Raw genomic sequence first — 17,242 nt, forward strand, 5'->3', positions numbered from 1 at the left:
CCGCCACCGTAGAATTCACGCGTGGCAGGACGGATCAACGACGAGGACGTGAAGGCGGTACGGGACGCGGTCCCGATCGACGCCGTGGTGTCCGAGTACCTCCAGCTGCGCAACGCGGGCGGCGGCAACCTGAAGGGTCTCTGCCCGTTCCACGACGAGAAGTCGCCCTCCTTCCAGGTCAGCCCCAGCAAGGGGTTCTTCCACTGCTTCGGCTGCCAGGAGGGCGGCGACACCATCACGTTCGTGATGAAGATCGACCATCTCTCCTTCTCGGAGGCGGTCGAGCGACTGGCAGGCCAGGCGGGCATCACCCTGCGCTACGAGGAGGGCGGCTACAACCCCTCCCACCAGCGCGGTGAGCGGATCCGCCTGGTCGAGGCCCACAAGATCGCCGCCGACTGGTACGTGGAACAGCTCGCCACCAGCCCGGAGGCCGACACCGGCCGCCAGTTCCTCGCCGAGCGCGGCTTCGACCAGGCCGCCGCCCAGCACTTCTCCGTCGGATACAGCCCCCAGGGCTGGGACCACCTCACGCGCTACCTGCGCGGCAAGGGCTTCACCGACAAGGAGCTGATCCTCTCCGGCCTCTCCCAGGAGGGCCGCCGCGGCCCCATCGACCGCTTCCGCGGCCGCCTGATGTGGCCCATCCGCGACATCGGCGGCGATGTCGTCGGCTTCGGCGCCCGCAAGCTCTACGAGGCGGACAACGGCCCCAAGTACCTCAACACGCCCGACACGGCGATCTACAAGAAGTCCCAGGTCCTCTACGGCATCGACCTGGCGAAGAAGGACATCGCCAAGGCGTCCCGCGCGGTCGTCGTCGAGGGCTACACGGACGTCATGGCCTGCCACCTCGCCGGTGTGACGACCGCCATCGCCACCTGCGGCACCGCCTTCGGCGGCGACCACATCAAGATCCTCCGCCGGCTGCTCATGGACAACGGCTCGGCCCGGGTCATCTTCACCTTCGACGGCGACGCCGCCGGCCAGAAGGCGGCCCTGCGCGCCTTCGAGGACGACCAGAAGTTCGCCGCCGAGACGTACATCGCCATCGCCCCGGACGGCATGGACCCCTGCGACCTGCGCCTCGCCAAGGGCGACGAGGCCGTCGCCGACCTGGCCGAACCCCGCACCCCGCTCTTCGAGTTCGCCCTGCGCCAGATCGTCGCCCGCTACGACCTCGACACCCCCGCGGGCCGCGCCGCCGCCCTGGACGAGGCCGCCCCGATCGTCGCCCGCATCAAGAACAGCGGCGCCCAGCACGAGGTCGCCGTCCAGCTCGCCGGCATGCTCGGCATCCTCGACACCCAGTTCGTGGTCAAGCGCGTGGCCCAGCTGGCCCGCTGGGCCCGCGACCGAGGCGGCAAGGGCCCGGCCCCGGAGCGGCACCACCAGGGCCGGCAGTACGCCGGGCCGCCCCAGCCGGCCACCTCCCGCGGCCCGGCCCTCAACCTCCGCAACCCCGTCTTCGCCACCGAGCGGGAACTCCTCAAACTCGCCCTCCAGCGCCCCGAGCTGGTCTCCCCGGCCTTCGACGCGTACGGCGTGGACGAGTTCACCGCCCCGCCCTACGCTGCCGTCCGCCAGGCCATCCTGGACGCGGGTGGCGCCGAACCGGGCGTCGCCGACCCCCAGGACTACCTGGTCAAGGTCCGCGAGGCCGCCCCGGACGACGCGGTCCGCGCGATGGTGACGGAGCTGGCCGTCGAGGCGATCATGCTGCACAAGGGCGTGAAGGGGGTCGACGAGGTGTACGCGGGCGCCCAGTTGGTGACCGTCCGCCGCCGGGCCGTCGAGCGCCGTATCCGCGACATCACGGGCCGGCTCACCCGCCTCGGCACCCACGGCGACCCGGCCCAGCTGGCCGCCGTACAGAACGAGCTGTGGGTCCTCCAGCAGTACGACCAGGCCCTCCGGGAGCACGGCGCCGCCGCGCTCTGACGCCGGTCAGGGCTCGATCCCCTCGAACGCCGGCGTCACCGCCCGCACCAGCCGGCCGGCGAAGGCCCGCTCCTCGTCCCGGAACCGCGGGTACTCGGTGACGAAGTGGTTCCACTCCACGTACCCGACGGCCTCCACCACGTCCTCCAGCAGGATCTTCTCGCGGTAGGGGTACGGCCACTCGCCCGACAGCCGGAACACCTCGTGCAGCAGCCCATGGCGCAGGGGGTGCCGCTCGGCCAGCAGGACGGCGTCGTAGAGGTCCTTGCCCTGGGCGTGCATGTCGTTGATCAGCCACATCAGCTTCCACGCCAGCGAGAGCTCCGGCGTCGCCGCCTGCACGACCGCGCCGCCGGGCAGCTCCACCGGCTCGGACTCCTCGGGCAGCCGCTCGTTGAAGACGAAGTCCAGCTGGACATGGCCGCCGGGCAGTCCGGGCGCGCCCCAGGGGAGCACCATGCGCCGGCCGGGCACCCGCTCGTAGGTCCAGATGTCCTCGACCACCGCGCCGCGCGCCGAGATCCCGACCTCCGGCCCCCGCGCGTCGGCCAGCTCCTGCGCCGCATCCGCGATCCCGGTCAGCATCCGGTCCGTCCGGCCGTCCTCCATCCGCCAGGTGTGCGGCACGACGACGAAGTCCAGGTCGCCGGGCTCGCGCGCGGCCTCCCCGAACCACGCCGACATCAGCACACTGCCGCGCAGCACCAGCGCGTCCACCCACTCCGAGCCGGCGATCGCGGCCAGTACCAGGTGCAGGGCTTGGCGGCGGGCAGCCCGCCACGCCTCGCCCCGGGTCGGGTCGGTGAAGCACGGGTCGGTGGCCCGGTAGGCGTTGCGGTGGTGCTTCAGGGCCGGGTCGAAGACCGGGAGCTGCGTGACGTCGTCCCCCGGCACGGGCCGCAGCGTCTTCGGCAGCTGTTCCACTTTCCGGGTGGCGTCGTCCAGCGGCTCCCGGGGTATCTCCGGGCTCTGCCAGCCGAACCTCTCCCACGCCGTCCCGGTCATGTCCGGACCCCCATCGGTTCCTCCAGCCATCCGTCGTCCACCGACATGTCGCTGTCGTGGAGCACGAACTCCCGCTCCACGCCCAGCACTTCGAATCCGTCCAGCTCAGTGAGCAACCGCTCCAGCGCCCGGCCGGCGCTTTCGGCGTCGACGGCGCGGCAGCGCTGGGTCACGAACCGCTCGTGCCGTGGGCCGCGCACCCGCCGGGCGTTCCACGACAGATGGGCGCCGTGCGGCACGACGCGCGCGCCGAGGGCCGCCAGGTCCGTGCCCGGGCCGAGCAGCAGCTTCACATGGTGCTCGAAGTACCGTCCGTCGCCGCACGGTTCGCGCGGCACCTCCGGCGCCCACGGCGACGACTCGATCTTCACGCGCACCGGTTCGAAGCCGTCCCCCCCGCAGGCGCGCCGCCACCTCCCGCGCGCGAGCCGCTTCGCGGGCGTACGACGGCGAACCGGACAGGGTGAGCATCGGCTGGTCGCGCATCCGGCCCCTGGCCAGCACGATGTGGGTGAGCTTGAACCCGCCCGCGGCCGCCCAGCGGCGCAGCCGCGCGGACTCGTCGGGGCCGGCGCAGCGCACCGTCACATGTGATTCGTAGAGGGAAGCGGACATCGGCTGATCGTCGCAGACCAGGGGCGCGTGAGGCACCCGGGTTTTCCACCGGGGGCGACGGCCCGGTCACGGACCGGAAGCAAAAAGTCATCGCACGCCCCTCGTGGCGACGATGTGTCTTACCCCACACTGGGTTCCGGTGCCTGAGTCCTCGGAGCGCGGCCGATCCGTCACCGACGGGTCCCAGACCCCCGCGGTTCCGCTCATCGCGTACGGGACGGAAAGCGGCGAGGCCGTCGACTCCGCCCCCGAAGTACCGCTGCCGCCCTCCTCGGCAGCGATCATCCTGGAGGTCGCCCCCGTGCAGACCCAGACCCTCACCCAGACCGGCGCCGGCGGGACCGAGCCGGACGCGGAGGCCGACGCCCTGCCCGCGGTCCCGGCACAGAGCCGCGCCGCGCACCACCCCGAGTCGGAACCGGAGCCGGAGGAGCCGCCCGCCGGGGCCATCGAGCCGGCAGAGGTCCCCGAAGCCGTCGAGCCGCCGCCGGCCCGGGCCGACACCGGCAGCCCCTCCTCGGACCTGTTCCGCCAGTACCTGCGGGAGATCGGCCGCATCCCCCTGCTGACCGCCGCCGAGGAGGTCGAACTCGCCCGCCGTGTCGAGGCCGGCCTGTTCGCCGAGGAGAAACTGCGGCTCACCCCCGACCTGGACAGCCAACTCGCCCTGGACCTGGACCGGCTCGTCGTCATGGGCCGCATGGCCAAGCGCCGCCTGATCGAGGCGAACCTGCGCCTGGTCGTCTCGGTCGCCAAGCGCTACGTCGGCCGCGGTCTGACCATGCTCGACCTCGTCCAGGAGGGCAACCTCGGCCTGATCCGGGCGGTGGAGAAGTTCGACTACGCCCGCGGCTACAAGTTCTCCACGTACGCCACGTGGTGGATCCGCCAGGCCATGTCCCGCGCCCTGGCCGACCAGGCCCGCACGATACGGGTCCCGGTCCACGTCGTGGAGCTCATCAACCGGGTCGTCCGCGTCCAGCGCCGCATGCTCCAGGAGCGGGGCTGCGAGCCCACGTCGGAGGAGGTCGCGGCCCACCTGGACCTGGCGCCGGAGCGGGTCAGCGAGGTGCTGCGCCTCGCCCAGGAGCCGGTGTCGCTGCACGCGCCCGTGGGTGAGGAGGACGATGTCGCCCTCGGCGACCTCATCGAGGACGGCGACGCCGCCAGCCCCGTCGAGTCGGCCGCGTTCCTCCTGCTCAGGGAGCACCTGGAAGCGGTTCTGTCGACGCTGGGGGAGCGGGAGCGCAAGGTGGTCCAACTCCGCTACGGGCTGGCGGACGGCCGCCCCCGCACGCTGGAGGAGATCGGCCGCATCTTCGGTGTGACGCGGGAACGGATACGGCAGATCGAGTCGAAGACGTTGAACAAACTGCGGGATCACACCTTCGCGGACCAGTTGAGGGGCTATCTGGACTGACGCCGTCCGCGGGCCGGTGGGGGCGGGCCGCGCAGTTCCCCGCGCCCCTTGGGTGCGTACAGCTGACGTCCTTTCAGGGGCGCGGGGGCTGTTTCGATGTGCGGCTCCGCCGCGTGGGCGTGACCCGCCACGACGGGCCCGCAGCCGCCTCACGACACCACGCGGCACCCGCGGATGCGACTCAGTCGACCTCGGCCACCGCCTGCGCGAACTGCGCCTTGTACAAACGGGCGTAGGCCCCGTCCGCCGCCAGCAGCTCCTCGTGCGTGCCCTGCTCCACGATCGCCCCGTTCTCCATGACCAGGATCGCGTCCGCGTCCCGGATCGTCGACAGCCGGTGCGCGATGACGAACGACGTCCGCCCGTGGGCGAGTTTCGCCATGGCCTTCTGGATGAGCACCTCGGTCCGCGTGTCGACCGAACTCGTCGCCTCGTCCAGCACCAGGATCACCGGGTCGGACAGGAACGCCCGGGCGATGGTGATCAGCTGTTTCTCACCGGCGCTGACCCCGGTGCCCTCGTCGTCGATCACGGTGTCGTACCCGTCCGGCAGCGTCCGGATGAACCGGTCCGCGTGCGCCGCCCGGGCCGCCTCCTCGATCTCGCCCCGGGTCACGTCCCGGGACGCCCCGTACGCGATGTTCTCCGCGATCGTGCCGCCGAACAGCCAGGTGTCCTGGAGCACCATGCCGATCCCGGCCCGCAGTTCGTCCCGGGACATCCGCGCGATGTCGACCCCGTCGAGGGTGATGCGCCCGCCGGTGACGTCGTAGAACCGCATCAGCAGGTTCACCAGCGTCGTCTTGCCGGCGCCGGTCGGGCCGACGATGGCGACGGTGTGCCCGGGCTCGACCTTCAGGGACAGATCCTCGATGAGCGGCTTGTCGGGGTCGTAGCGGAACGACACGTTCTCCAGCGCCACCAGCCCGCGCAGCTCCTCCGGCCGTACGCCCGGCACCGGGTCGGCGCCCTGCTCCTCCGCGTCGAGCAGTTCGAAGACCCGCTCCGCCGAGGCGACACCCGACTGCACCAGGTTCGCCATGGACGCGACCTGCGTCAGCGGCATCGAGAACTGCCGTGAGTACTGGATGAAGGCCTGCACGTCACCGATGGACAGCGAGCCGGAGGCCACCCGCAGCCCGCCGACGACCGCGACCAGCACATAGTTGAGGTTCGACACGAACATCATCAGCGGCTGCATGACCCCGCTGTTGAACTGAGCCTTGAACCCCGCCTCGTACAGTGCGTCGTTCTGCTCGGCGAACTGCTCGGCCGACTCCTCCTGCCGCCCGAACACCTTCACCAGGGCGTGCCCCGTGTACATCTCCTCGATGTGCGCGTTCAGCTGCCCCGTCGAGCGCCACTGCTGCACGAAGTGCGGCTGCGACCGCTTGCCCACGCGTGTGGCCACGACGAACGACAGCGGCACGGTCACCAGCGCGACCAGCGCCAGGATCCAGGAGACGTAGAACATCATCGCGAGCACGCCGATGATGGTCAGCACCGAGTTGATGAGCTGTCCCATCGACTGCTGGAGCGTCTGCCCGATGTTGTCGATGTCGTTCGTCGCCCGGGACAGCACCTCACCGCGCTGGCGCTTGTCGAAGTACGACAGCGGCAGCCGCGACAGCTTCGTCTGCACGTCCTCGCGCATCCGGAACATGGTCCGGTTCACGGCCCGGTTCACCATCCGCGTCGCCACCGCCATCAGCAGCCCGGCCACCGCGAACACACCCAGCGCCAGGAGCAGCACATGCCCGACGGCCGAGAAGTCGATGCCCTCGCCGGGGGTGAAGTCGGTGCTGCGCAGCATGTCGGCTTCGCCACCGTCCCCGCGCTGCCGCATCTGCTCAAGGACCTGCTCCTTGCTCGCCCCCTCCGGCATGCCCCGCCCGACGATGCCCGCGAAGACCAGGTCGGTCGCCTTGCCGAGGATCTTCGGCCCGACGACGTTGAGGCCGACGCTGAGCACCACGCACAGCAGCAGCACGTAGATGGTGATCCGCTCCGGCCGGAACTGCGCTACGAGCCGTTTGCCCGACCCCTTGAAGTCGAGCGAGCGCTGGTCTGGGCCGCCCCCGGCCATCATCCGCCCCATGGGCCCCGCCATCAGGCAGCCTCCGCTTCCGTGAGCTGGGAGAGCACGATCTCCCGGTAGGTCTCGTTGTCCGCCATCAGCTCGTGGTGCCGGCCGGTGCCCACGACCCGGCCCTCGTCGAGGACCACGATCCGGTCGGCGTCCCGGATGGTCGACACCCGCTGGGCGACGATCACCACGGTCGCCTCGGCGGTCTCCTGTGTGAGCGCGGCCCGCAGGGCGGCGTCGGTGGCGTAGTCGAGCGCGGAGAAGGAGTCGTCGAAGAGGTAGATCTCCGGCCGTTGCACCAGCGTCCGGGCGATCGCGAGCCGCTGCCGCTGCCCGCCGGAGACGTTCGTCCCGCCCTGCGCGATCGGCGAGTCGAGACCGCCCTCCAGCCCCTGGACGAAGTCCTTGGCCTGCGCCACCTCCAGGGCGTGCCACAGCTCGTCGTCGGTGGCGTCCGGATTGCCGTAGCGCAGGTTGGTCGCCACGGTTCCCGCGAACAGGTACGGCTTCTGCGGCACCAGCCCCACGGTCTTCGCGAGCAGCTTCGGGTCGATCTCCGCGACCTCGACCCCGTCCACGAGCACCTGTCCGTCGGTCGCGTCGAACAACCGCGGGACCAGCCCGAGCAGGGTCGACTTGCCGCTGCCGGTCGAGCCGATGACGGCGGTCGTCTCACCCGGCCGGGCCACCAGGTCCACGGCCCGCAGCACCGGCTCCTCGGCCCCCGGATAGCGGAAGCCCGCCCCGCGGATCTCCAGATGCCCGTGCCGGCGCAGTTCCCGCACGGGCGCCGACGGCGGCACGACGCTCGACGAGGTGTCCAGGACCTCCTGGATGCGCTCGGCACACACCTCCGCGCGCGGCACCATCATGAACATGAAGGTGGCCATCATCACGGACATGACGATCTGCATCAGATAGGCGAGGAACGCGGTCAGGTCACCGATCTGCATCCCGCCGCTGTCGATGCGGTGCGCGCCGAACCACACCACGGCGATCGACGACAGGTTCACGACCGTCATGACGATCGGGAACATCAGGGCGAGCAGGTTGCCGGTGCCCAGCGCGACGTCGGTGAGATCGGTGTTGGCCTTCCGGAAGCGCTGCTGCTCGTACTCGTCACGGACGAAGGCGCGGATGACGCGGTTGCCGGTGATCTGCTCGCGCAGCACCCGGTTCACCGCGTCCAGCCGCTCCTGCATCGAACGGAACAGCGGTCGCAGCCGCCGCACGATCAGCGTCACGCAGATGCCCAGCACCGGCACGACGGCCACCAGTACCCCGGACAGCGGCACGTCCAGACCGAGCGCCAGCACGATGCCGCCCACGCACATGATCGGCGCCGACACCAGCAGCGTGAACGTCATCAACGCCAGCATCTGCACCTGCTGGACGTCGTTCGTCGTCCGGGTGATCAGCGATGGCGCCCCGAAGTGGCCCACCTCACGCGCGGAGAACGACTGCACACGGTCGAACACGGCGCCGCGCACGTCCCGCCCGAGCGCCGACGCCGTACGGGCGCCGTAGTACACGGCGCCGATGTTGCACACGACCTGGATCAGCGAGATGCCGATCATCAGGCCGCCGTAGCCCAGGATGTAGCCGGTGTCGCCGTTCACGACACCCTCGTCGATGATGTCCGCGTTCAGCGTGGGCAGGTAGAGCGTGGCGCAGGTCTGCAGGAACTGCAGCAGCACCAGCAGGGCGATGGGTCTCTTGTAGGGCCTGAGATAGGTCCGCAGAAGTCGTATGAGCACGCTGCTTCTCTCGGAGTGGGCGACGAGGCGGTTGGTTGCCCCTGGCCCCTATCGTCGAACACTCCACCTGCGTTACCTCAACCGAATTAACCCAACAGGCGGTCAAAAGGTTCAGAGGGCTCCCGGATGGGTCTGCTCCCGCACCGCCACGAACTGCTGCCGCACCGCCTGCCCCACGGCCAGTTCGTCCCCGGGCTCCAGCACCTGCGCCACCGCGCCCTGCCAGGCCGGCGGATTCCGCATGTCGAGCGTGCCCTGCGACGCGCCGAGTGCCCAGGCCGCCTGCCGGGCGGCGCCGATCGCCGCGTAGTCCGCCGGCTGCGGCACCACGACCTGCGTCCCGAACAGCATGGGCGCGGCGGCCTGCACGGCGGGCAGTTCGGCGGCCGGACCGAGCAGGAACACCCGCCGCACCTCCACGCCCCGGGCGCGCAGCACGTCCAGCGCGTCCGCGAGCCCGCACAGCATGCCCTCGAACGCGGCCCGCGCCAGGTGCTCCGCCTTCATCGACTCGCGCCGCAGCCCGGCCAGGGTCCCGGCGGTGTGCGGCAGGTTCGGCGTCCGCTCGCCTTCCAGATAGGGCAGCAGCACCAGCCCGTGCGACCCGGGCGTCGACTTCATCGCCAGGTCGGACAGGCTCTCCAGATCGGGCAGCCCCAGCAGCTCCGCGGCCCCGCGCAACGTCCTCACGGCGTTCAGCGTGGTGACGACGGGCAGGTGCATGCCGGTCGCGTCCGCGAGCGCGGTGATCATCCCGGACCCGTCGACCAGCGCCTCGGGGTGCACGGCCATCACGGACCCGGACGCACCCAGCGACACCACCGCGTCGCCGAGGCCGATACCAAGACCGAACGCCGCCGCCATGGTCTCGCCGGTGCCCACGGAGATCAGCAGCCCCTCCGGCGTCGTACCGGCCGCGTCCGCCGGGCCGATCACCTCCGGCAGCATCACCTGGTGCCCGAGCGCCAGCTCGACGAGGTCGGGCCGGTAGCCGCCGGTGGCCGCCGACCAGTAGCCGGTGCCGGACGCCCCGCCCCGGTCGGTGGTTCTCCGGACCGGCCGGCCCAGCAGCTGCCACACCAGCCAGTCGTGCGCCTGGAGGAGGATCGCGGTGCGCTGCGCGTTCTCCGGCTCGGTCCGGGCCATCCAGCGCAGCTTCGTGATCGGCTGGGCGGCCTGTGGCACACAGCCCACCGCCTGCGCCCACGCCTCGCGCCCGCCGAGCGCGTCGATCAGATCGGCCGCGGCGACCTGCGTCCGCTTGTCACCGCCGACCATCGCCGGCCGCACGGTGTTGCCCTGCGCGTCCAGCGGCACGACGGCGTTCTGCTGCGCCGAGACGCCGATCGCCTGCACGCCCTCCAGCAGCCCGCCGCCCGCCGCCTCGCCCAGGGAGAGCAGCCAGGCCTGCGGATCGACGTCCGACGGCCGGCCGCCGCCCTCGGGGCTCTCCACCGGATGCGGTGCATACCCCTGCCTGAGCACGGCTCCGGAGTCCGTGTCACAGACGACGATCCGAGTGAAATCGGGTGAACTGTCCAACCCGGCGACTATCCCCATGGCCAAAATTCTGCCGTACCGCTGCGCCGGCCGGAGCCGTGGGCGCCGCGGGGGATGTCGCCGGGTTTCGGGTGCGGGCTCGTCATGGCTGGTCGCGCAGTTCCCCGCGTCCCTGTCAGGGGCGTGAACCTGCCCGGCATCAGAGGATCACGTGTTGCTCGTGCCCCAGTCGTCCTCGCCGCCGTTGTGGGTGGCTCGGTCGCGGAGGTGGCGGACCCGGTCCGCCACCGATTCGGGGACACGGTCGCCGACTTTGTCGCTCACCACGTGGTACGCCTTGCCCGCGAACTCACGGCCCTGGTGGGCCGCCGTCTCGGCGGTGTTGCGGACCGCGGGGTTCTGAGCGAACTGCCGGGCTGATTTCTTCAGCTGCTCGTAGCGCTCGCGCCCGGCCCTCGTGCCCAGCACGTAACCCAGGACGACTCCGGCGACGAACGTGAGCCGGTAACGCATGGCGGCCACCCTTTCCTTGCATAGGTCTCCGGTGCGGCGGCGTGCCGGGGAGTACCGATTGGCGGAGCACCCCCCTGCTTGCGCTAATGTATGTGTCGCAGCGAACGCGCGCCCCCTGGCGGATACCCAGGTAGGTACGTTCGATGCAAAACGAGACCTTCCTCGGTAGCTCAATTGGCAGAGCAGCCGGCTGTTAACCGGCAGGTTACTGGTTCGAGTCCAGTCCGAGGAGCTCGGTCCTCCGTAGCTCAATTGGCAGAGCAGCCGGCTGTTAACCGGCAGGTTACTGGTTCGAGTCCAGTCGGGGGAGCAGGTTGAACGAGGACCCCTCTCAGGGGTCCTTTTTCATGTCCGATCCGCTGTCCCGGGAACCGCGCGGCACCCGGCGCAGTCCTCAAGGTCACGTAGGCCGTGCGAAGCCGCCCAGCCGAAGCAGGAGATCGTATGAGCGGCTATGCTGCGGCAGACGGCGCGCACACATGTACGCGACACGCCGCTATGGGGCGGTAGCTCAGCCGGTTAGAGCAGCGGACTCATAATCCGTCGGCCGTGGGTTCGAGTCCCACCCGCCCCACCGCGCGCTACACGCGCAGAACCGTTTCTACTCGCGGAATCGCGAGAACGCCGGTGCCGCTCCAGCGCGGCGCATCCGGTTCACCCGCCCGGCCCCGCAACAGGGGCTGTTGAACAGCGGTCCGCTGACGGTCCGTCGGCAGGGGCCGTGTCCGGGGTCGAGCCGTGGCGGCGCTGGCGGTGGGTGTAGGCGGTGACCGCCTGCCAGAGGTCGCGGCGATCGGCGTCGGGCCAGAGCCCCGGGGTGAAGTGCAGCTCGGCGTAGGCCGTGTGCCAGGGCAGGAAGTTGGAGACGCGCTGTTCCCCGCCCGTGCGCCAGAGCAGGTCCACGTCCGGCATGTCCGGGTGGGGCAGGTGCCGTGCGAAGTCGTCCTCGGCGATCAGGCCGGGCTCCAGATGACCGGCCCGCGCCCGGCCGGCCAGGGCGGCGGCCGCGCGGGTGAGCTCGTCCCGGCCGCCGTAGTCGATGCACATCGTCAGCGTCAGGCCGGTGCGGGCGCGGGTGGTGCGCTCCCGCAGGTGCAGCACGTCGACCAGGTCGGGGGGCAGGCGCCCGGCGCGGCCGTGCCAGCGCATCCGGACGTCCAGGTCGCGGAAGGGGTTCTCGTCCAGTTCGCGGCGCAGCAGGTCGAGGATCGCGTCGACCTCTTCCGGGTCGCGGTGCCAGTTCTCGGTGGAGAAGGTGTAGAGCGTCAGGTGACGCAGGCCGATGTCCAGGGCGCCGTGGACCACCTCGCGGACGGCGCCGGCGCCGGCGCGGTGACCCTCGTGCCGGGGCAGGCCGCGCTGCTGGGCCCAGCGGCCGTTCCCGTCCATGATCACAGCGACGTGGGTGGGGAGGTCGTCGGACGGGATGTCCGGTGCTCGTTCGCCACTGGGGTGGGGCGGCGGCCGCAGAAAGGCGCTGGTGGGTGCCGGCAGGGCGGGTTCCGGTGCCCTGTGGGTGCCGGGGTGCTGGGGCGGCGGCACCGTCAGCGGCGTCAGGCTCCAGGCCAGGGCCGCGCGGGCCCGGGCGGGGGCGAGGACACGGGCCCGGGTGCGGAGCGCGGGCCGGGGCGGGGAACGGAGGAGGGCCGGGCCCGCCGCGTCGACGGCGTCGAGCTGGGCGCGCAGCAGGGCGGCCATCGTGTCCAGGACCGTGGCGGGGCCGGGGTGCATGCCGCGCGTGAGGGCCTCCTGGGTCACCCACTGGCGGGCCAGGCCGGTCAGCTGCGTGATCAGGGCGGCGACGGCGGGGCTCCAGCGGCGCTGCGCCAGATCGGCGGCGGACCCGGGGTGGAGGTCGAGGGCCTCGGCGGGCAGCAGGAGGTCGCCCTGGGCGAGGTCGGCGGACAGGTCGGTGAGGATGTCGGTGAGCCGGACGCCGTCGAGGAACTCCTCGTAGGCCTCCCGGGTGTCCAGGCGCAGCGCCACGGGCACGCCGGCCCGGTCGAAGACCGTGCGGACCTGACCGAACCAGGGCAGGAGGTTGTCCCGGCCCCAGGTGCGCCACTCCGCCCAGTCGGCGAAGTGCCTGCCGTGGGTGTCGTCCTGGACCTGGGCCATGGCGTCCCGCAGCTCGGACAGGTCCAGGCGCCAGCGGTTCGCGGTGTCCACCAGGGCGTGGCGGACCGGGTCCGGGCTGGAGCCGGTGGGCAGTTCGCGGTGCAGGGCGGTGATCCAGGCCTCGACCCGGGCGGCCCGCTCGGCGGCGGGCGCGGTGCGGTCGTCACCCAGGTCGTCGAGGTCGTTGGCGGCGGCCCACAGGGCGTGGAGCGCCGGGCGCAGGGCCGCGGGCACCATTTGGATCAGCGCGTACTCCGCCGGGTCCTGGTCCTTCGTCCGGCGCCGGCACAGTCGGTAGGCCGCCCGCAGGGCCGGGTCGTCGCCGGTCACCGGATGTCCGGCCGGCCGGATGGTTTCGACGGGCGCTGCTCGGTCTGCCGGTGCTGCGGTCGCGGGGGGCACATCGGTCACACCGAGGACGATACGTCCTGGTTCAGCGCGATGATCACAGGGGTTGGGTGCGCGTCAGCGATCGTCCCCCGTCCACCCGCGTGTCCCTGCCGGCGCCGGCACCTCACGGGCCCGGTCCCGGGTCGGGGTGCACGGCCTCGGTGATGCCGGCCCGGGCCGCCTCGAGCTGAGCGGCGAAGGCGATGCCGAGGAACAGGGACACGCCGGTCAGGTTGGCCCACAGCAGCAGGGCGATGAAGGCCGTCAGCGGCCCGTAGACGGCACCGAAGGAGCCGCTCTGGGCGACGTAGAGAGCCAGCAGCCAGGTGGCCGTGATCCACAGCACCAGATGGACCGCGGAGCCGAACGCCAGCCAGGTGTAGCCCGGTTGGTCCCGGCGGGGCGCCCAGCGGAAGATCGCCGAGGAGGCGACCCAGGCGAGCAGCACGCCCAGCGGTACGTCGAGAGCGCCCCACCAGTCGAGCCAGGTGCGGGACCAGCCGAGGGCCTGCACCACCGCGCCGCCGACGGCGTCACCGGCCACGAGCACGAGGAACCCCAGGACCATCGGCATGCCCGCGACGAGGGCGAGGAGCAGGGAACGGCCGTACTTGGCCAGGAAGGGCCGGTCGCGCTCGATGCCGTAGATGCGGTTGGCGCCGCGCTCGACCTGGGCCATCGCCGAGGCCAGGTTGAGGACGGCGAAGGCCAGGCCCAGCCACATGGCGACAGCGCCCCAGACGCCGGAACCGGCGCTGCGCGCGGTGCCGTCCAGGGCGTCCTCGACCAGGTCCGCGCTGGCGCCGGGCACGATCCGGCCGAGGGTGAGTTCGATGATCCGCCCCACGCTCTCCGTGTGGACGGTGGTGGCCACGCCGACCAGGGCGATGGTGAACGGCACCATGCCGACGACCACCTGGAAGGCGAGGGAGCGGGAGCTGCTGAAGCCGTCGGCGTAGCGGAACCGGGTGAACGCGTCGAGGAACAGCCGGCGGCCTCCGTAGTGCCGTAGCGCGGTGAACGCCTCGTCTCCGGAGAGTTCCTCCCCGATCATGTCCCGCGTCTGCGGGACGTGCACTGCGGTGCCCATCGAGAAGGTCTCCTTCTGCCTGCCCTGCGTACCGGACCAGCATGCCGGGCGGCACGGCCGCGTGGTGGGTCAGAAGGGCATCCGGCCACGGGTGCGGCGGCCGGCGGATCCGCTGCGGCTCACCGCGCGGGAACTCGAGTGGAAGGGCTTGCTGAAGAGCCTGCCCAGGACGCCGGGCGCCTTGCCGCCGGCACGGGCGCCGGCGCCGAGCGAACGCTGGGTGCCGCGTTCGGGGTGACGCGACAGGCGGGGGACGAGGAAGGCGAGCACGGCCAGAAGCACGCACCCGGCGATGACGACGGCGACGATCACGAGTAACTCCCTTGACTGGTTGGGGGGATACGGGTGCCCCGTCGTGCCGCCTCTATGTGGTCTCCCGTGCGGCGGTGTCCGTGCGGTCCGTCGCGTCGCCGTCGCCTTCGTCCTGGGCTCTCGTGCCGTCGCGGTCGCCCTCCGCCTGGGACGGGGTGTGGTCGCTCATGGGGTTCCTCCCGGTACGGGTGCGGTTGGAGCCCATCGGGGTTCTCCTCGGCGAAGGCGGGCAGGGACGGGCCGCCGCCGGGTACCCGGGGCTTCCGGCGCAAGACCGCGAGCCCCGGCCTGCTCAACCCCTGTGGCGCCTCGCGACAGCCTGCTGCAGCGCCGTGCGCAGCTCGGCCGACGGCGGTGGGCCGTCCGCTTCCGCGCTCGCCGTCACCGCCGCGGCGACATCCCGCAGCTTCGTGTTCGACAGCTGGGACGTCTCCCGCAGGATGTGCCACGCCTCGTCGGACGTGCAGCCGTGCGTGGCCATGAGGATGCCCCGCGCCTGGTCGATGACGGGGCGGGAGGCGATGGCGTGGCGCAGCTGCTCGACCTCCTCCTGGAGGACGTGCAGGCGCTCCGCGCGTTCCTGGGCGACCGCCGAGAAGGCCGGGGCGGCCGGCGGCACCGAGGAGACGGGGCCCGTGGCGCCCGGGCCGGTCAGCGGGTCGGTTGTGTCCAGGCCCGCCAGCTCCAGGATCCGGCGCGGCTGGCCGTTCCAGTTCGTCGCCGTCACCGTCAGCGACCGCTGCCGGCCGTGATCGGCCAGCACGTCCAGGAACTGCAGACCTGCCGTGTCCATGAAGTGCACGCCCGCCATGTCCAGGTCGACCCGGGTGACGGTCGCCGGCAGGCCGGCCAGGGTCCGGGCCAGGATGTCCGCACAGCCGTGGACGAGCTCGCCGCGCGGCGTGAGCTCGGCGCGATCCGCGTCGACGCGGCCGCGGATGACCAGGGTGTCCAGCCCTCCTGTGAGATGTGATGATGCCGCTGAGGTCATGTCACCGCCTTGTCGGTCCTCGTCGGTCGTGTTCGTCTCGCCGGACTGCACGACGTCACACACCCCCGTGGACGTCGGTGTGAGGTGCGCCTGCCCCCCGCACGGCGTACTACACACCTTTCGGGGGAATGAGCTCGGCCGGTGCGGGTACGAGCGCTGTGGTCCACAAGCGTGGGGAGAGGGGCTTGAACACTCGGCAGCAGATGTCGGCGACCGGCCCTCGCGGCCCGGTGCCGGGCCTGGCGGTGTTCCCGCTGGCCGGGCAGCGGGGCATCCGGGCGGCGGGTGAGGTCGGCCTGACGACCCGTGCGATCTGGGAAGGCGTACTGGAGCAGGCTGTTCGCGAGGATGAGGACGTGTACTACCTGGAGCTGTCCGACGTGACGTTCGTCGACGTCGCGGGCGCCGGTGCGCTCGCGGCCGCCGCCGGGCAGCTCCGGGACGGCCGGCGGTTCGTGGTGCGCCGGCCGCCGCCCGCCCTGCGCCGCACGCTGGACCTGCTGTGGCCCGGCCAGAAGGGAATCGAGGTGTCGACATCATGACCACTGCGGTCACCGAGCCCTTCGGCCCCCTCGATCCCTTCGTCCACCCCGCGCTCTTCTACCGGGACGAGGAGGACTACCTCGACGGCACCCTGCCCTTCGTACGCGAGGGGCTGGAGGCCGGAGAACCGGTGGCCGTCGCCGTGCCCGGCAAGAACCTCGCCCTGATCCGGGACGCGCTGGGCGACGACGCCGCCGCCGTGCGGCTCCTGGACATGCGCGAGGCCGGACGCAACCCCGGGCGGATCATCCCCGGAGTGCTGCGCGCCTTCGCCGACGCCCAGCCGGCCGGTCGCCGGGTGCGGATCATCGGCGAGCCCATCTGGGCCGGACGCTCCGACGCCGAGTACCCCGCCTGCGCCCAGCACGAGGCGCTCATCAACGCCGCCTTCCAGGGCCGTACGGCGACCATCCTGTGCCCGTACGCCGTCGAGCAGCTGCCCGAGCACGTCGTCGCCGACGCCTACGCCACCCACCCGACCGTCATCCACCCCGGCGACCGCACGGAGCGGCGCAGCGACGCGTACGCCCCCGGGGACGTCGTCAGCCGCTACAACGAGCCGCTGACGCCGGTGGAGGAGGCGCTGACGTTCACCTTCGACTCCGACTCGCTCTCGCACGCCCGGCACATGGCCGTCGGGGAGGGCGCGCGGCTCGGCCTCGTCGGTGTGAAGCTGGACGACCTGGCCCTCGCCACGGCCGAGCTCGCCACCAACAGCGTGGTGCACGGCGGCGGTTCGGGCGTGCTGCGGCTGTGGGCCGAGGACGGGTACGTGGTGTGCGAGGTCCGCGACGAAGGGCACCTCGCGGACATCCTGGCCGGACGCCGGCCCGTGCCCCGCGACCAGCGCGGCGGGCGCGGGGTCCTCCTGGTCAACCTGATCGCCGACCTGGTGCGGGTGCACCGGAGCGAGACCGGGACGACCGTGCGCTGCTGGTTCGCCCGCTGACCGGCGACTGAC

General features: G+C 71.8%; 13 protein-coding genes, 3 tRNA genes and 1 pseudogene. 7 read left to right on the plus strand and 10 right to left on the minus strand.

Annotated elements, in window-relative coordinates:
* Positions 1-21: 21 nt before the first annotated feature.
* Positions 22-1,941, plus strand: coding sequence for a DNA primase (dnaG, locus tag IO24_RS0102155; protein WP_031131146.1), 1,920 nt, complete (start codon positions 22-24; stop codon positions 1,939-1,941).
* Positions 1,942-1,947: 6 nt separating this feature from the next.
* Here dnaG and IO24_RS0102160 read toward each other — a convergent pair whose 3' ends face one another.
* A complete protein-coding gene (locus IO24_RS0102160; RefSeq protein WP_031131148.1) occupies positions 1,948-2,946 on the minus strand; it encodes a nucleotidyl transferase AbiEii/AbiGii toxin family protein in 999 nt (332 codons plus the stop codon).
* Positions 2,943-3,561 (minus strand): annotated as a pseudogene (locus IO24_RS40325) (hypothetical protein). Before IO24_RS40325 ends, IO24_RS0102160 begins: the two are co-directional and overlap by 4 nt.
* A 139-nt stretch (positions 3,562-3,700) precedes the next feature.
* Here IO24_RS40325 and IO24_RS0102170 point away from each other — a divergent pair.
* Complete coding sequence (locus tag IO24_RS0102170; RefSeq protein ID WP_031131149.1) at positions 3,701-4,981, plus strand: RNA polymerase sigma factor; 1,281 nt, start codon at positions 3,701-3,703, stop codon at positions 4,979-4,981.
* Between the two features lie 181 nt (positions 4,982-5,162).
* Here IO24_RS0102170 and IO24_RS0102175 read toward each other — a convergent pair whose 3' ends face one another.
* From IO24_RS0102175 to IO24_RS0102190, 4 genes are all read right to left on the minus strand, one after another.
* Positions 5,163-7,091, minus strand: coding sequence for an ABC transporter ATP-binding protein (locus tag IO24_RS0102175; protein ID WP_031131150.1), 1,929 nt, complete (start codon positions 7,089-7,091; stop codon positions 5,163-5,165).
* Complete coding sequence (locus IO24_RS0102180; protein WP_031131152.1) at positions 7,091-8,824, minus strand: ABC transporter ATP-binding protein; 1,734 nt, start codon at positions 8,822-8,824, stop codon at positions 7,091-7,093. Before IO24_RS0102180 ends, IO24_RS0102175 begins: the two co-directional genes overlap by 1 nt.
* Before the next feature lie 111 nt (positions 8,825-8,935).
* Positions 8,936-10,384 carry a xylulokinase gene (locus tag IO24_RS0102185; protein ID WP_031131154.1) on the minus strand — a complete coding sequence of 483 codons (1,449 nt, stop codon included), beginning with the start codon at positions 10,382-10,384 and terminating at the stop codon, positions 8,936-8,938.
* Positions 10,385-10,531: 147 nt separating this feature from the next.
* On the minus strand, positions 10,532-10,846 hold the full coding sequence (locus tag IO24_RS0102190) for a hypothetical protein (protein ID WP_078965987.1): 315 nt from the start codon (positions 10,844-10,846) through the stop codon (positions 10,532-10,534).
* Positions 10,847-10,996: 150 nt separating this feature from the next.
* Between IO24_RS0102190 and IO24_RS0102195 the strand changes: the two genes are divergently transcribed.
* The 3 genes from IO24_RS0102195 to IO24_RS0102205 all read left to right on the plus strand — a co-directional run bounded on the left by IO24_RS0102195 (position 10,997) and on the right by IO24_RS0102205 (position 11,411).
* Positions 10,997-11,069: transfer RNA gene (locus IO24_RS0102195), tRNA-Asn, on the plus strand.
* A 5-nt stretch (positions 11,070-11,074) separates the two neighbouring features.
* Positions 11,075-11,147: transfer RNA gene (locus IO24_RS0102200), tRNA-Asn, on the plus strand.
* A 190-nt stretch (positions 11,148-11,337) separates the two neighbouring features.
* Positions 11,338-11,411: transfer RNA gene (locus tag IO24_RS0102205), tRNA-Ile, on the plus strand.
* Between the two features lie 80 nt (positions 11,412-11,491).
* On the opposite strand, the gene uppS is transcribed toward IO24_RS0102205, so the two are convergent.
* The 4 genes from uppS to IO24_RS0102230 form a co-directional block, all read right to left on the minus strand.
* Positions 11,492-13,366 (minus strand): polyprenyl diphosphate synthase, encoded by a 1,875-nt coding sequence (gene uppS, locus IO24_RS0102210; protein ID WP_338055502.1) that lies wholly within the window; start codon positions 13,364-13,366, stop codon positions 11,492-11,494.
* Between the two features lie 103 nt (positions 13,367-13,469).
* Entirely contained in the window at positions 13,470-14,435 is a 966-nt protein-coding gene (locus tag IO24_RS0102215; protein ID WP_031131159.1) for a YihY/virulence factor BrkB family protein, read from the minus strand.
* 69 nt (positions 14,436-14,504) lie between these two features.
* Complete coding sequence (locus IO24_RS0102220) at positions 14,505-14,747, minus strand: DUF6411 family protein (protein WP_031131162.1); 243 nt, start codon at positions 14,745-14,747, stop codon at positions 14,505-14,507.
* A 292-nt stretch (positions 14,748-15,039) separates the two neighbouring features.
* Positions 15,040-15,738, minus strand: a complete 699-nt coding sequence (locus IO24_RS0102230; protein ID WP_031131164.1) for an ANTAR domain-containing protein — start codon at positions 15,736-15,738, stop codon at positions 15,040-15,042.
* 185 nt (positions 15,739-15,923) lie between these two features.
* On the opposite strand from IO24_RS0102230, the gene IO24_RS0102235 reads away from it, so the two are divergent.
* Both IO24_RS0102235 and IO24_RS0102240 read left to right on the plus strand, forming a co-directional pair.
* Positions 15,924-16,280, plus strand: a complete 357-nt coding sequence (locus IO24_RS0102235) for an STAS domain-containing protein (RefSeq protein WP_338055501.1) — start codon at positions 15,924-15,926, stop codon at positions 16,278-16,280.
* A complete protein-coding gene (locus IO24_RS0102240; RefSeq protein ID WP_031131168.1) occupies positions 16,277-17,230 on the plus strand; it encodes an anti-sigma factor RsbA family regulatory protein in 954 nt (317 codons plus the stop codon). Before IO24_RS0102235 ends, IO24_RS0102240 begins: the two co-directional genes overlap by 4 nt.
* The last annotated feature ends 12 nt before the right edge of the window (positions 17,231-17,242 follow it).

The sequence above is a fragment of the Streptomyces flavovariabilis genome, assembly GCF_000725785.1.
Classification (GTDB): domain Bacteria; phylum Actinomycetota; class Actinomycetes; order Streptomycetales; family Streptomycetaceae; genus Streptomyces; species Streptomyces hawaiiensis.

Coding starts and splice junctions, on each gene's coding strand:
- IO24_RS0102160 (WP_031131148.1), bottom strand. CDS start 2,946: ATGACCGGGACGGCGTGGGAGAGGTTCGGCTGGCAGAGCCCGGAGATA.
- IO24_RS0102175 (WP_031131150.1), bottom strand. CDS start 7,091: ATGGCGGGGCCCATGGGGCGGATGATGGCCGGGGGCGGCCCAGACCAG.
- IO24_RS0102185 (WP_031131154.1), bottom strand. CDS start 10,384: ATGGGGATAGTCGCCGGGTTGGACAGTTCACCCGATTTCACTCGGATC.
- IO24_RS0102215 (WP_031131159.1), bottom strand. CDS start 14,435: ATGGGCACCGCAGTGCACGTCCCGCAGACGCGGGACATGATCGGGGAG.
- IO24_RS0102230 (WP_031131164.1), bottom strand. CDS start 15,738: ATGACCTCAGCGGCATCATCACATCTCACAGGAGGGCTGGACACCCTG.
- IO24_RS0102240 (WP_031131168.1), top strand. CDS start 16,277: ATGACCACTGCGGTCACCGAGCCCTTCGGCCCCCTCGATCCCTTCGTC.